General features: G+C 59.5%; 14 protein-coding genes. All 14 read right to left on the bottom strand.

Annotated elements, in window-relative coordinates:
• Positions 1 to 10 precede the first annotated feature (10 nt).
• Complete coding sequence (locus PQQ52_RS17040; protein ID WP_408213471.1) at positions 11 to 1,207, bottom strand: acyl-CoA dehydrogenase family protein; 1,197 nt, start codon at positions 1,205 to 1,207, stop codon at positions 11 to 13.
• A 48-nt stretch (positions 1,208 to 1,255) separates the two neighbouring features.
• Positions 1,256 to 1,681, bottom strand: coding sequence for a DUF1178 family protein (locus PQQ52_RS17045; RefSeq protein ID WP_408213474.1), 426 nt, complete (start codon positions 1,679 to 1,681; stop codon positions 1,256 to 1,258).
• A gap of 250 nt (positions 1,682 to 1,931) precedes the next feature.
• A complete protein-coding gene (locus PQQ52_RS17050) occupies positions 1,932 to 2,456 on the bottom strand; it encodes a helix-turn-helix transcriptional regulator (RefSeq protein ID WP_408213477.1) in 525 nt (174 codons plus the stop codon).
• 50 nt (positions 2,457 to 2,506) lie between these two features.
• Positions 2,507 to 2,755 carry a hypothetical protein gene (locus PQQ52_RS17055; RefSeq protein ID WP_408213480.1) on the bottom strand — a complete coding sequence of 83 codons (249 nt, stop codon included), beginning with the start codon at positions 2,753 to 2,755 and terminating at the stop codon, positions 2,507 to 2,509.
• Positions 2,756 to 3,094: 339 nt separating this feature from the next.
• The gene (locus PQQ52_RS17060) at positions 3,095 to 3,679 is read right to left on the bottom strand and encodes an NUDIX domain-containing protein (RefSeq protein ID WP_408213482.1); all 585 of its coding nucleotides are present in this window, start codon (positions 3,677 to 3,679) and stop codon (positions 3,095 to 3,097) included.
• A 42-nt stretch (positions 3,680 to 3,721) separates the two neighbouring features.
• Positions 3,722 to 4,018, bottom strand: coding sequence for a DUF2818 family protein (locus PQQ52_RS17065; protein WP_408213485.1), 297 nt, complete (start codon positions 4,016 to 4,018; stop codon positions 3,722 to 3,724).
• The gene (nuoN, locus tag PQQ52_RS17070; protein ID WP_408213488.1) at positions 4,018 to 5,490 is read right to left on the bottom strand and encodes an NADH-quinone oxidoreductase subunit NuoN; all 1,473 of its coding nucleotides are present in this window, start codon (positions 5,488 to 5,490) and stop codon (positions 4,018 to 4,020) included. Before nuoN ends, PQQ52_RS17065 begins: the two co-directional genes overlap by 1 nt.
• 25 nt (positions 5,491 to 5,515) lie before the next feature.
• Positions 5,516 to 7,006 carry an NADH-quinone oxidoreductase subunit M gene (locus PQQ52_RS17075; protein WP_408213491.1) on the bottom strand — a complete coding sequence of 497 codons (1,491 nt, stop codon included), beginning with the start codon at positions 7,004 to 7,006 and terminating at the stop codon, positions 5,516 to 5,518.
• Between the two features lie 14 nt (positions 7,007 to 7,020).
• Positions 7,021 to 9,093 (bottom strand): NADH-quinone oxidoreductase subunit L, encoded by a 2,073-nt coding sequence (gene nuoL, locus PQQ52_RS17080; protein ID WP_408213493.1) that lies wholly within the window; start codon positions 9,091 to 9,093, stop codon positions 7,021 to 7,023.
• A gap of 17 nt (positions 9,094 to 9,110) precedes the next feature.
• Positions 9,111 to 9,416, bottom strand: coding sequence for an NADH-quinone oxidoreductase subunit NuoK (nuoK, locus tag PQQ52_RS17085; protein ID WP_027795463.1), 306 nt, complete (start codon positions 9,414 to 9,416; stop codon positions 9,111 to 9,113).
• Between the two features lie 20 nt (positions 9,417 to 9,436).
• Positions 9,437 to 10,129: an NADH-quinone oxidoreductase subunit J gene (locus tag PQQ52_RS17090; protein WP_408213496.1), complete on the bottom strand. Its 693-nt coding sequence runs from the start codon at positions 10,127 to 10,129 to the stop codon at positions 9,437 to 9,439.
• Between the two features lie 181 nt (positions 10,130 to 10,310).
• On the bottom strand, positions 10,311 to 10,799 hold the full coding sequence (nuoI, locus tag PQQ52_RS17095; protein ID WP_408213499.1) for an NADH-quinone oxidoreductase subunit NuoI: 489 nt from the start codon (positions 10,797 to 10,799) through the stop codon (positions 10,311 to 10,313).
• 15 nt (positions 10,800 to 10,814) lie between these two features.
• Complete coding sequence (gene nuoH, locus PQQ52_RS17100) at positions 10,815 to 11,879, bottom strand: NADH-quinone oxidoreductase subunit NuoH (protein ID WP_408213502.1); 1,065 nt, start codon at positions 11,877 to 11,879, stop codon at positions 10,815 to 10,817.
• Entirely contained in the window at positions 11,880 to 14,213 is a 2,334-nt protein-coding gene (nuoG, locus tag PQQ52_RS17105) for an NADH-quinone oxidoreductase subunit NuoG (RefSeq protein ID WP_408213505.1), read from the bottom strand. It lies immediately after the preceding gene.
• Between the last annotated feature and the right edge of the window lie 96 nt (positions 14,214 to 14,309).

The raw sequence follows: 14,309 nt of genomic DNA on the forward strand, positions 1-14,309 counted from the left end.
GCGCCGCTCCTCAGAGTCCCAGAATCATCTGCGCGATGATGTTCTTTTGAATTTCGTTCGAGCCGCCGTAAATCGACGTCTTCCGGAAGTTGAAGTAATACGCGGCCAACGGCGCGGCGTCGTCGTCACCGGCGAGGCTATGTTCGCGTTCGCCTTCAAGGAATGGCACGTCGAACGGTGCGGCGAGCGGCCCGACTGCCTCGAACATCAGTTCGGTCAGCGCTTGCTGCACTTCCGTGCCCTTAATCTTGAGCATCGAGGCTTCCGGTCCCGGCCCACGTCCCCCCGTTTCATTGGCGACTACGCGTTGCACGGTGACTTCGAGCGCCATCAGTTCGATCTCAAGGCTCGCGACTTTCGCGGCGAACACAGGATCTTGCAGCAACGGCTTGCCGTTCTTGCGCTGATCCAGCGCGAGGCGCTTCAGAAATACGAGTTCGCGCTTCGATTGCCCGACACGCGCAATACCGGTGCGCTCGTGCCCGAGCAGGTACTTCGCATACGTCCAGCCACGATTCTCTTCGCCGACCAGATTTTCGACCGGCACCTTTACGCCCTCGAAGAACACTTCGTTGACTTCGTGGTCTTCGTCGAGCGTGATGATTGGGCGCACAGTGATGCCCGGCGTTTTCATATCGATCAGCAGGAACGAGATGCCCTCCTGCTTTTTCGCGCCGCTGTCGGTGCGCACGAGGCAGAACATCATGTCGGCGTACTGGCCCAACGTGGTCCAGGTCTTCTGACCGTTGACCACATAGTGATCGCCAGCGCGCTCGGCACGCGTGCGCAGCGAGGCCAGATCTGAACCGGAGCCCGGTTCAGAATAGCCCTGACACCACCAGTCCGTACCGTCGAGAATGCGCGGCAGATAGTGGCGCTTCTGCGCCTCATTGCCGTACTTCATCAGCACCGGTGCCACCATTGAGACGCCGAACGGCAACACGGACGGCGCGCCGATACGCGCGCACTCTTCGTCCCAGATGTGCCGTTGGGTCGCGTCCCAGCCTGGGCCACCGTATTCTTTCGGCCACGCGATAACCGACCAGCCGCGCGTGCCGAGCAGCTTATGCCAGCCCGCGAAGTCTTCGCGGTTCAGACGTTTGTGGTTGAGTACTTTGTCGCTCAGCTCGCGAGGCAGATTCGCTTCGAGCCAAGCGCGGATGTCGGCGCGGAACGCGTCGTCAGCGGGGGAATAGTCCAGATTCATGCGTCGTGTCTCCTGGCCGCAACCACCCGCTGCCAGTGAGCCACTGCGCTATTGCAGCGGTTCCTTCAAGGCAGCCGGGACCGGCAGCGGCATCACTTCGATGCCTTCTTCGACCAAGGCTTTCGCGTCTTCCGGTGTCGTGACACCGCGAATATTGCGTGCAGGCGCTTCGTTGTAGTGAATGCGCCGTGCTTCCTCAGCGAAGCGGTCGCCCACGTTCTCGGTCTTTTCAAGTACCTCGCGCAATGCACGCATTACACGCGCCTGCATGTCCCCCGAGCTTGCGGGGACTTTCGTGTCAGTCGCTCCCGACAGATTCAGTCGGGGTGCCGACGGCAGACGGCTCACTTCGTTCGCACCGCAGATCGGACATTCGACGAGCTTGCGGGACTGCTGCGACTCGAAGTCATCAGCCGAAGCAAACCAGCCTTCGAACCGATGGCCATGCGGGCACTGTAAATCGAGGACCTTCATGTGGAATCAGGGCTTGCGTGCCAGTTTAGCGCAAAATGGAAATTTGTGAACGGTCGTTCGTAAATTTTTACGGACGGCGCGTTGACGCCAAGCGTCGCCGATAAATCAAACGCGGTGGGCGATTTTAACGCTTTGCGCAACGGACTGCCGAACGTGGCTCAACCGGCAAACGGCACACCAAACCCACAGATGAAAGGGTGGGCCGATTGGATGGAGTTCATGGGTTGGCGCGCTTGCCGTTGCGCCCCTTTTATGCCACAAGGAATTCGAGTTGGCGGTTAAGCCGCGGCTCGAGTTTGAGCGCCTCTTTGGCGAGGTTGATCTGCTTGGCCGATTTCGCGACGTCGAATATGTCCGACTTGATGTCATACCCGCCGCGCGCAGTCAGCCAGTCCAAAATGTCCGACAGATGCCACACCGACGCACTGCCCTCGTGAACCGGCGGCGGAAAGTCGATTGCGTGGCTCAGCATCAGCTTGCGCATGTTTTGCCGCGACACGCCCGCTACCTCTGCGACATCAGTGAGGCCGACGAAATCCGGCCCCGCCTCGACAAGACACGCAGACGGCACTGCCTGCTTGATATCTTTGAGTGCGCTGACAAGCGCTTCAAACGCCGACGCGCCTTCGCGAGCAAAAACCAGCGCAATGCGTCCCGGTTGCCCCACGCCGATAGTCGCGTCGTCGCATCCGGCTGCGCCCAATCGCTCAACGATCTCGTCAAGATCGCAGTCTTCCGCAACGAGCCGGTACTTCAAGGTGAACACATATTCCATAAGCTACTCCTACCTTCATTCAGCTTCGGGCTTTTGCCCTTCGAACACTTTTACTGCCGACGCGTCGTGCAGTTGTCGACGATGCGCCTGAGGTGCTTTGCGTGATTGCCGGGATTTTTCGGCGTACTCCACACACTCGAAATACAGAACTCGCCACAACGACATTCCGCGTCGTTGTAAGGACAGTACATCTTTCCCCAAGCGTGACCTTTAGCGCCGCCCAGGACACGCCAGCCGTTTCTTTTCGCGTAAGTCAGCGCGGCCTCGACCTCTTTCTTGGAATGGATCCCACGAACCATCTATAGCCTCCAATTTAGGGCAGGCGCACTTGGTTGTCAAGTGACAACCAAGTGCGCCTGCGACCACAATCGAATTCATCTCATACCCTTCGTTATCCAAAATAAGTGGGATAACAAACCCGACTGCCAGACGTCGATACTAGAGCGGCAATGGCCGTGGGGCGAGACTGTCAGATGGCATAGGACGGAACCCATTTTTCAGACATAGGGGTGACGTTTTGAGTCGATATCATGACCGCACATGACAAAGCCCCTGCCGGTCATAGACCGACAGGGGCTTTGTCAGATTTTGCAGTCGGCGCCTGACTCCCGCCCGTTCTGCGTTCTGAACCGAATGCGCTATTGCGGCTCGGCCATTGGCCAGGCACCCGACAACACCTTCTCTAGCCAGAACGTGCCGATGATGGTTTTCACGTCCGTCACCTTGCCCGACCGTACCCATTCCAACATATCGGCGACGCTGGCGGTGAACAGTTCGAGAAACTCACCGTCGTCGAGTTTGCGCTCGCCGGCAGTCAGCCCGCGCGCCAGGTAAATATCGATGAATTCGGTCGAATAGGAAATGATCGGATGGATGCGCGTCAGATAAACATATTCGCGCGCCGTATAGCCGGTCTCTTCCTGCAGTTCACGTTTCGCGCAGGCCAGCGCGCCTTCGTTCGGATCGAGCTTGCCCGCCGGATACTCGACCATGACCTTACCCATCGGATAGCGGTACTGGCTTTCCAGCAACACGCGGCCGTCGTCGAATAGCGGAATCACCATCACGGCGCCAGGATGCTGAACATACTCGCGAGTGGCCTGCTTACCGTCGGGCAAGCGGACGGTATCGCACTTGAGCGTCAGGAACGGCCCTTGATGGATCGTTTTGCTCTCGAGACAGGTCTCGGTGAGCGCGGCATCGTGATCGGGAAGTTCAGCCATATGCGACCTCAGGACAGCGTGGTGCGCGACGGCGGGGCGCCGTCAGCGACGTTTGACGAGATACTGGAAGGTAAAGCCTGGGAATGAAAACACGATGAACAACGCGAATGTGATCGCGTAAAACTGCCACCCCTGTTCGAAGCGATTACCCGCCCGTGCTTCCAGCAGAAAACCGAGCGCGCCGACCACAAAGTACAGCATGATCAATTCGGCAATCCGGATCCAGAGGCTCTTCTTCGCCGCTTTCAACGGCACGGCGGCGAAGAGACGCTGATTCAGGAACGGCAGGTTGGCGCCGACCAGCGCCAACAACACGATAAACCAACCCGCAGCCGACATCAGAGCAGCAGCGTGTGCTGGATAGCCTGCAGGCAGGCCTTCAACAGCGGATCCGGCACGATACCGAGCACCAGCACGGCAACCCCATTGAGCGCCAGCAAGGCACGCGTGCTCGTGTCGGCAAGGATCGGCGACTTGTCTTGCGGTTCGTCGAAGTACATCAGCTTGACGATACGCAGGTAGTAGAACGCACCGAACAGCGACGTAATCACAGCCAGCACAGTCAGCCAGGTCAAACCGGCATTCATGGTTGCCTGCAGCACCGCGAGTTTGGCGTAGAAGCCGACCGCAGGCGGGATGCCGGCGAGCGAGAACATCATCACCATCATGACGAACGCAAACACCGGGCTGCGTTGATTCAGGCCCTTGAAGTCTTCGAGCGTATCGGCTTCAAAATCGCGGCGTGCCAGCAGCATGATGATGCCGAAGGTGCCCATCGTCGTAATCAGGTAGACGATGCTGTAGTACATCGCCGAACCGTACGCATTGGCTGCGCCCGTGGTCTTGTGGTCAACCACGCCGGCCAGCAGGCCCAGCAGCACGAAGCCCATGTTCGAGATCGCCGAATACGCGAGCATCCGCTTGACGTTGCGTTGCACGATACCGGTGATGTTACCGACGATCAGCGACAACGCCGCCAGAATCACCAGCATTTCCTGCCATTCGACCGCCAGCGGCAACAGGCCCATCACGAGGAAGCGCAGGCCCCACGCGAATGCCGCCACCTTCGGACCGCCGCCGACCATCAGCGTCATGGCCGTCGGAGCGCCCTGATACACGTCTGGCACCCACATGTGGAACGGCACCGCGCCCATCTTGAACGCCACGCCTGCCACGATGAAGATCACGCCGAACAGCAGCACGCTCGGATCGTAGTGGCTCGTGCCGATCGCCTTGAACACTTCGTTCAGGTCGAGCGAACCGGTCGCGCCATAAAGCATCGAAATGCCGTACAGCAGGAAGCCGGAAGCCAGCGCGCCAAGTACGTAGTACTTCATTGCCGCTTCGTTCGACGGCGCCGCGTCGCGACGCAGTGCGATCGCGCCGTACAACGACAGCGACATCAGCTCCAGACCGAGGTACAGCGTCAGGAAGTTGTTGCCCGAGATCATCACGAGCTGGCCGAGCAACGAGAACATGCCCAACAGGAAGAATTCGCCGCGAAACAGCCCGCGATCCTCGAGGTACCGGCGCGAATAAACGATCGACACGGCATAGCCGAGCGTCACCACTGCTTTCATCACGCTGGCGAACGAATCCACCACATACATGTGACCGAAGAAGTAGTGCACCTGAGGGTCGAACGCGTTCACCGCGAACCAGATGCCAGCAATCAGCGTCGAGAAGAACGCGATGAAATACGTGGTGCGGCGACCGGCCTGGCCGACGAACGTGTCGTTGAGCCACGCGAGCACAACGGCGAGCATCACCAGTGCGTCGGGTAACAGAACAGTCATAGGGGCGTTTTGCATGATCTTTAAATTCCTCCGCTCTGCATTACTGTGGCAACGGCAGTTTGGACTGCGCGACGTGGGAGAGGAGGTTTTCCACGGATACGTGCATCACATCGGTAAAGGGCTTCGGATACAGGCCCATGAACAGCGTCAGTGCAGCAAGCACTGCCAGCATGAAAAACTCGCGACGGTTGATATCGATAAGGCCCTTCACGTGATCGTTGGCGATCGCGCCGAAGTACACCCGCTTGTACATCCACAGCGTGTAGGCCGCACCGAGAATCAGCGTGACAGCCGCACCGCCTGCGATCCAGAAGTTGTACTGGACAGCAGCCAGAATCACCATGAACTCGCCGACGAAACCGGAGGTACCCGGCAAGCCGCAATTGGCCATGGAGAACAGCATCACGAATGCCGCGAACTTCGGCATCACGTTGACAACGCCACCGTAATCGGCGATCTGACGCGAGTGCATGCGGTCATACAGTACGCCGATGCTCAGGAACATCGCGCCCGACACGAAGCCGTGCGAGATCATCTGCACGATCGCGCCTTCCATGCCGAGCTGGTTGAAGATGAAGAAGCCGAGCGTCACAAAACCCATGTGCGCGATCGACGAATACGCGACCAGCTTCTTCATGTCGGCCTGCACCATCGCAACCAGGCCGATGTAGATCACCGCGATCAGCGACAGCGTGATAACGACTGGCGCGAGGAAGTGGCTCGCGTCCGGTGCGATCGGCAGCGAGAAGCGCACGAAACCATAGGCGCCCAGCTTCAGCATGATCGCGGCCAGCACGACCGAGCCGCCGGTCGGCGCTTCCACGTGCGCGTCAGGCAACCACGTGTGAACCGGCCACATCGGCACCTTCACGGCGAAGGCCATGAAGAACGCTATAAATATCAATATCTGCGGCGTCATGCCGATCTGCGCGTTCTGCCATGTAGCCAGATCGAACGTGCCGGTCTGGATGTACAGGTAAAGCAGCGCGACCAGCATCAGCAGCGAGCCCATCAGCGTGTACAGGAAGAACTTGAACGCCGCATACACGCGGTTCGCCCCACCCCACACCCCGATGATGATGTACATCGGAATCAGCGTCGCTTCGAAGAACACGTAGAACAACATGCCGTCGGCTGCACTGAACACACCGACCATGATGCCGGACAGGATCAGGAACGAAGCGAGGTACTGCGCCACGTTCTTCGTGATCACTTCCCACCCGGCGATCACGACGATCACCGTAATCAATGCGGTCAACACGACGAACCACATCGAGATGCCGTCGACACCCAGGTGGTACGTGATATTGAAGCGCTCGATCCAGTTCGCCTTTTCGACGAACTGCAGATCGGCGGTGCTCGAATCAAAACCAGTAATCAGCGGGATCGTCACGATGAAGCTGACGACCGAGCCGATCAGCGCAATCCAGCGCGCCGGAGCCGGGTTCCGGTCGGAACCGATAGCCAGGACCAGGAGACCTACGAGGATCGGTAACCAGATCGCAATACTGAGAATCGGATAAGCGTGCATTAGTGTCCCTCGCCTTATTTGCCGCCGAGCGTTACAAACAGGGTCAGGAGCCCCAACATGCCGATAATCATGGCAAACGCGTAGTGGTAGATGTAACCGGATTGGAGGAAGCGGATCACGCCGGCAAACCAGGCGATAAAGCGCGCGCTACCGTTGACGATACCGTCGATGACCACGACGTCGCCTTCCTTCCAGAGACCACGGCCAATTGCCACGGCGCCCCGCGCGAACACGACTTCGTTGATCTTGTCCATGTAGTACTTGTTGTCGAGCAGCGTGTAGATCGGACCGAACGCGCGCTTGATGACAGCCGGCAGATCAGGACGAACCAGGTACAGGAACCACGCGACTACCACACCCGCGAGCGCCAGCCAGACCGGCAGACCCGAGACGGAATGCAGACCCATTGACGCCCAGCCGTGGAATTCCTCAGTCATCTCTTGCAGCGCCGGATGGTTTGCGCCGATGAAGATCACCTTGTCGAACGCCACGCCATGCTGGAAGAAGTCACCGAACAGCATCGGGCCGACACCGATCGCACCGATCACCACCGACGGAATCGCCAGCAGCACCAGCGGCAACCACACCACCCACGGCGTTTCATGCGGCTCGTGAGCGTGGTCGTCGTGACCGTGGCCGTGGCCGTGCGCGTCATGGCCGTGACCGTCATGCGCGTGCGCGGCCGCTTCGATGCCCATCGGCGATTCCGGATGCTTCGGATCGCGGAAGCGCTCCTTGCCGTGGAACACCAGGAAGTACATACGGAACGAGTACAGCGCAGTGACGAACACGCTCGCCACCACCGCGAAGTAGGCGAAACCTGAACCCGGCAGATTCGACAGCTTCACTGCGTCGATGATCGAGTCTTTCGAGTAGAAGCCAGAGAAGAACGGCGTACCGATCAGCGCCAGCGAACCGACCAGCGACGTGATCCAGGTGATCGGCATGTACTTGCGCAGGCCGCCCATGTTGCGGATGTCCTGATCGTGGTGCATGCCGATAATCACGGAACCCGCGCCGAGGAACAGCAGCGCCTTGAAGAACGCGTGCGTCATCAGGTGGAACACAGCGACCGAGTAGGCCGATGCGCCGAGTGCGACCGTCATGTAACCAAGCTGCGACAGCGTCGAGTAAGCCACCACGCGCTTGATGTCGTTCTGGATAATCCCGAGGAAGCCCATGAACAACGCCGTGATCGCACCAATCACCATCACGAACGACAACGCCGTATCCGACAGTTCGAACAGCGGCGACATGCGCGTCACCATGAAGATACCGGCCGTCACCATGGTTGCCGCGTGAATCAGTGCGGAGATCGGCGTCGGGCCTTCCATCGAATCCGGCAGCCAGACGTGCAGCGGGAACTGCGCCGACTTACCCATCGCGCCGATGAAGAGGCAAATGCAGGCAACCGTCAGCAGACCCCAGTCCGTGCCCGGGAAGCTCAATGCGGCGAGTTCGGTACGCTTCGCGAACACATCGCCGTAGTTCATCGAACCGGCGAACGCAAACAGCAGGCCGATACCGAGCAGGAAACCGAAGTCTCCGATGCGGTTCACGATAAACGCTTTCATGTTCGCGTAAATCGCCGTCGGACGCGTGAAGTAGAAGCCGATCAGCAGGTACGACACCAGGCCCACCGCTTCCCAACCGAAGAACAGTTGCAGGAAGTTGTTGCTCATCACGAGCATCAACATCGAGAACGTGAACAGCGAGATGTACGAGAAGAAGCGCTGGTAGCCGTCGTCGTCGGCCATGTAGCCGATCGTGTAGATGTGCACCATGAGCGACACGAAGGTCACCACGCACATCATCATCGCCGTCAGCGAGTCGACCAGGAAGCCGACCTCGAACTTCGTCTGGCCGATTTGCATCCAGTTATATACGGTGGCGTTGAAGCTCGCGCCGTCCATCACCTGGAAGAAGACGATGGCCGAAAGGATGAACGAGATCGCGACGCCGAGGATCGTAACCGAGTGCGCGCCGGCTCGCCCTACCGCTTTCCCAAACAGCCCCGCAATCAGGGAGCCGGCCAGCGGTGCCAGCGGGATCGCCAGCAGCAGGTTTTCATTGAGTGTCGTTGACATAACCGCTTTACCTGAAATTAACCTTTGAGCTGATCGAGGTCCTCGACATTGATCGTGTCGAGGCTACGGAACAGGGTCACCAGAATCGCCAGGCCGATCGCCGCTTCCGCTGCTGCAACCGTCAGCACGAAGAAGACGAAGATCTGGCCATGGATGTCGCCGAGGTAATGCGAAAACGCGACGAAATTGGTGTTCACCGCCAGTAGCATCAGTTCGATCGCCATCAGGATGATGATGACGTTGCGACGGTTCAGGAAAATGCCGACGATGCTGATCGCAAACAGGATCGCACCGAGGACAAGGTAATGAGCAAGGGTCAACATGATTTCTATCTCCTGTCCGCTCAGCTGTTCTTAGCGGGTGCCGAGTCGGCCGCTGCTGCCGCCGCAGTCGCGGCGGCTTCTTCCGCCGCGACAGTTGCCGCGGTCTTTTCAGATGCCATCTTCACGATACGCACGCGGTCCTGAGCACGCACCTTGACCTGTTCGCTGACGTTCTGACGCTTGCTATCTTTCTTGTGACTCGTGGTCAGCGCAATCGCCGCGATGATCGCCACCAGCAGCACAAGGCCGGCGACTTCGAACGCGAAAATGTAGTCGGTGTAGATGACCTTGCCGATCAGGCGGGTGTTCGACCAGTCGGCCATACCGTTCGCGGCAGCCGTGGTGTCTCGCAGCGCCGTGGCGGTCGCGCCGTAGCCGTGCCACAGGATCAGCGCGGTCTCGATCACGATGATCGCGCCGACCAGCGTGGCCATTGGCACAAAGCGTTTGAAGTCTTTGCGCAGCACGTCGATGTTGATGTCCAGCATCATCACGACGAACAGGAACAGCACCATCACCGCGCCGACATACACCAGCACCAGCAGGATCGCGAGAAACTCGGCCTGCAGCAGCATCCAGATCGCGGCTGCGTTGAAGAACGCCAGCACCAGAAACAGTGCGGACGAAACCGGGTTGCGCGAGGTGATCACCTTCAGCCCTGAAACCACCAGGAGCAGTGCGAAGATGTAGAACAGTACGGTCGTGAATTCCATGATTACCGATTCATCGTTAGGCCATCGTCAGGCATTGTTCTTTGGCACGTGTAGCGGGCAAAAGCGGCCGAAACCGCCAGAACAACCGCACAGGTGCGCCGTGCCGCGGCAATCAGGCCGCGGCGCTCGGCCCGACAACAGGCCGTGTTACTGCTGCATTTACCGCTTTAACTGAAGCGCTTCAACGATACGGCGCGTCGGCTGCCTTACTCGCAGCGATCTCCGCTTCGTAGCGATCGCCCACGGCCAGCAGCATGTCCTTCGTGAAATACAGGTCACCGCGCTTTTCGCCGTGATATTCGAGAATGTGCGTTTCGACGATCGAATCGACCGGGCAGCTCTCTTCGCAGAAACCGCAGAAGATGCACTTGGTCAGGTCGATGTCGTAACGCGTCGTGCGGCGCGTGTTATCCGCGCGGGTTTCCGATTCGATCGTAATAGCCAGCGCCGGACACACCGCCTCACACAGCTTGCAGGCGATGCAGCGTTCTTCGCCGTTTTCATAGCGGCGCAGCGCATGCAGGCCGCGGAAACGCGGCGAAATCGGAGTCTTCTCTTCCGGGAACTGCACCGTCACCTTGCGCTTGAACGTGTAACGTCCAGTCAATGCAAGGCCTTTGAGCAGTTCCGTCAGGAAGAAGGTCTTGAAAAAGTTTTGAATTGCGGTCATAGGTTCATCCGCCCTTTATTTCCAGATATTCAACGGCGACATGATCCAGAAGCCGACCACGATGAGCCACACCACGCAAACCGGAATGAAAATTTTCCAGCCCAGACGCATGATCTGGTCATAGCGATAGCGCGGGAACGTGGCACGCGCCCAGATGAATACCGACAACAGGAAGAAAACCTTCAGCACCAGCCAGAAGATGCCCGGGATAAACGACAGGAAACCGAACGGTGCACTCCAGCCGCCGAGGAACAGTGTTGCAGCCAATGCCGAGATCACGATCATGTTGATGTACTCGGCGAGGAAGAACAGCGCGAACGCCATCCCCGAGTAATCGATCATGTGGCCCGCCACGATTTCCGACTCACCTTCCACCACGTCGAACGGGTGACGGTTCGTTTCGGCGATGCCCGAGATGAAGTACACAACGAACATGGGCAGCAGCGGCAGCCAGTTCCAAGACAGGAAATTCAGACCGTAGCTGGCGAAAATACCGCGCTCTTGCGAACCGACGATGTCCGACAGATTCAGGCTGCCCGAGGTCATCAGCACGACGACGAGGGCGAAACCCATCGAAATTTCGTACGAGACCATTTGAGCGGCCGCGCGCATGGCGCCGAGGAACGCGTATTTCGAGTTCGACGCCCAGCCCGCCAGAATCACGCCGTACACGCCGATCGACGAGATCGCCATTGCGTACAGCAGACCCGCGTTGATGTCACCGAGGACCGCGCCAGCCTGGAACGGAATCACCGCCCAGACCGCGAAGGCCGGCACCACCACCATGATCGGCGCGATCATATAGATCCAGCGGCTAGCCTGCGCCGGCTGAATCACTTCTTTCAGCAACAGTTTCAGCACGTCGGCGATTGGCTGCAGCAAACCTGCGGGGCCAACGCGATTAGGACCGAGACGCACGTGCATCCAGCCGATCAGCTTACGCTCCCACAGAATCAGGTAAGCCACGCACAGCAGGATCACGACGGCCACCACCAGGATGCGCACCAGTGCCCACACCGTGGGCCATGCCACACCGAGAAGCTGTGTGCCGCCCGAGTTGATCGTATCGAACAAGCTCATTTACGCCTTCTCCACCACCAGTTCACCGAACAGGCTGCCCAGCGCTGCACCGGCAGGCGTAGCCGCCGATACGCGGACGACCGTCTCCGCAAGATTTGCGTCGCGCACGGCCGGCAACTGCACCGATTGCTCGCCCTGGCGCACGCGCACTGCGTCGCCTTCCTTCAAACCCAGTTTGTCGAACAGCGCAGCCGGCAGACCAACCGAATTCGCTGCACGCGCCGCTGCCGTCAGATGCAGCGATTCAGCACGACGCACCAGCGCGTCGGCATGATAAATCGGCACGTTGGCGATACGCTCGAACTTGCCTTCCGCTGCCTTCGCTGCCTTGCCGCGTGCAACCGTGGCGGCCGTCCTATTCGACAGACGCGGGCCAAGATCGCCATCGCCAAGGGCTGCCGTGCGCACTTCTTCCGACGTGTCGAATTCGAAGCCAGGCACGCCCAGCAGGCTGCCCAATACACGCAAAACTTTCCATGCCGGACGCGTATCGCCAAGCGGACGCACGACGCCGTTGAATGTCTGCACGGTACCTTCGGCGTTGACGAACGTGCCGGCCGTTTCCGTGAACGGCGCGATCGGCAGCAGCACGTCTGCATAGTCGGCGCCCGTCTGGAACGGCGACATGACAACAACCATTTCAGCCTGCTTCAGCGCGGCCAAAGCCTGTGCCGGATTGGCCGTGTCGAACTCAGGTTCGACGTTCAGCAGCACATAACCCTTGCGCGGTTGCTCGAACACTTCCCGAGCGTTCAAACCGCCCTCGCCCGGCAATGCGTTCACGAGATGCGCGCCGACCGTGTTGGCGGCTTCGGTGAGGAAGCCCAACGTTGCGCCGGTCGCGTCTGCGATCCATTGCGCCGCGGCGTGAATCGCGGCGAAGTCCGGATGACGGACCGCGCCGTTGCCGAGCAGCACCACGCGGAGTTCGCCCGTGGCGAGCGACTTCGCGACTTGTTTGTTGGCATCCGTCGGCTGCGTGCCGGTGAACGCTTCCGGCAGTGCAACGCCGTTTGCTTCCGATACCGCGCCGGCGATACCAGCCAGTGCGTCGAGCCATGCCGACGGCGCGGCAACGACACGTTGCGCTTGCGGGATCAGCGCGTCGTCATTGGTGGCCTGGACGAGCGTGAGTTTCGTACCGCTCTTGGCGGCTTGGCGCAGACGCGCGGCGAACAGCGGATGGTCGCGGCGCAGATCCGAACCGATCACCAGTGCGGCGTCGACGTTCGAGAGGTCGGCGATCGTCGTGCCGAGCCATGGTGCACCGTTGACGGGTGCGGAGAAATCCGACTGGCGCAGACGGAAGTCGACGTTAGGCGTACCAACCGCTTGTGCGAGCTGCTTCAGCAGGAATAGTTCTTCGACGGTGCTGTGGGCGGTGCCGAGCGCAGCCAGCGCGTTCGCGCCGTGGTCGCCCTTGATGCCCTTCAAACCCTTGACCACATATTCCAGCGCGGTTTGCCAGTCGGTCTCGATCCACTTGCCGTCTTGCTTGAGCATCGGCTGTGTGAGACGTTCCGGGCTGTTCAAGCCTTCATACGAGAAGCGGTCCTTGTCCGAAATCCAGCATTCGTTGATGGACTCGTTTTCGAACGGCAGAACACGCATCACGCGGTTGTTCTTCACTTGCACCACGAGGTTTGCGCCGACGGAATCGTGCGGGCTCACCGATTTGCGGCGCGACAATTCCCACGTCCGGGCACTGTAACGGAACGGTTTGCTGGTCAACGCGCCGACCGGGCACAGATCGATCATGTTGCCCGACAGTTCGGAGTCGACCGTCTTGCCGACGAACGACGTGATTTCCGAATGTTCACCGCGGCCCAACATGCCGAGTTCCATCACGCCGGCCACTTCCTGGCCGAAACGGACGCAACGCGTGCAATGGATGCAGCGCGACATTTCTTCCATCGAGATCAGCGGGCCGACGTTCTTGTGGAACACCACGCGCTTTTCTTCGCTATAGCGCGATGCCGACTTGCCGTAGCCCACGGCCAGATCCTGCAACTGACACTCACCGCCCTGATCGCAGATCGGGCAATCCAGCGGGTGGTTGATCAGCAGGAATTCCATCACAGCTTGCTGGCCCTTCACCGCCTTCTCGGACTTGGTGCGCACGATCATGCCGGCCGACACCGGCGTGGCGCATGCGGGCACGGCCTTCGGCATCTTTTCGACATCGACCAGACACATCCGGCAGTTGGCCGCAATCGACAGCTTCTTGTGATAGCAGAAGTGCGGAATGTACGTGTCGACCTTATGCGCAGCCTGGATCACCATGCTGCCTTCAGGCACCTCTACTTTCTTGCCGTCTATTTCAAGTTCAACCATGATGGTCAATCTTCCTTAACCTGTTACCGCTCAACCGTTCGCCGTTCTCATCGCCCGTTTCAGGCGATGAATCCCGCGGATGACGTGTTCTGGTGC

The sequence above is a fragment of the Paraburkholderia sediminicola genome, from assembly GCF_046030555.1.
GTDB classification, from domain to species: domain Bacteria; phylum Pseudomonadota; class Gammaproteobacteria; order Burkholderiales; family Burkholderiaceae; genus Paraburkholderia; species Paraburkholderia sediminicola_E.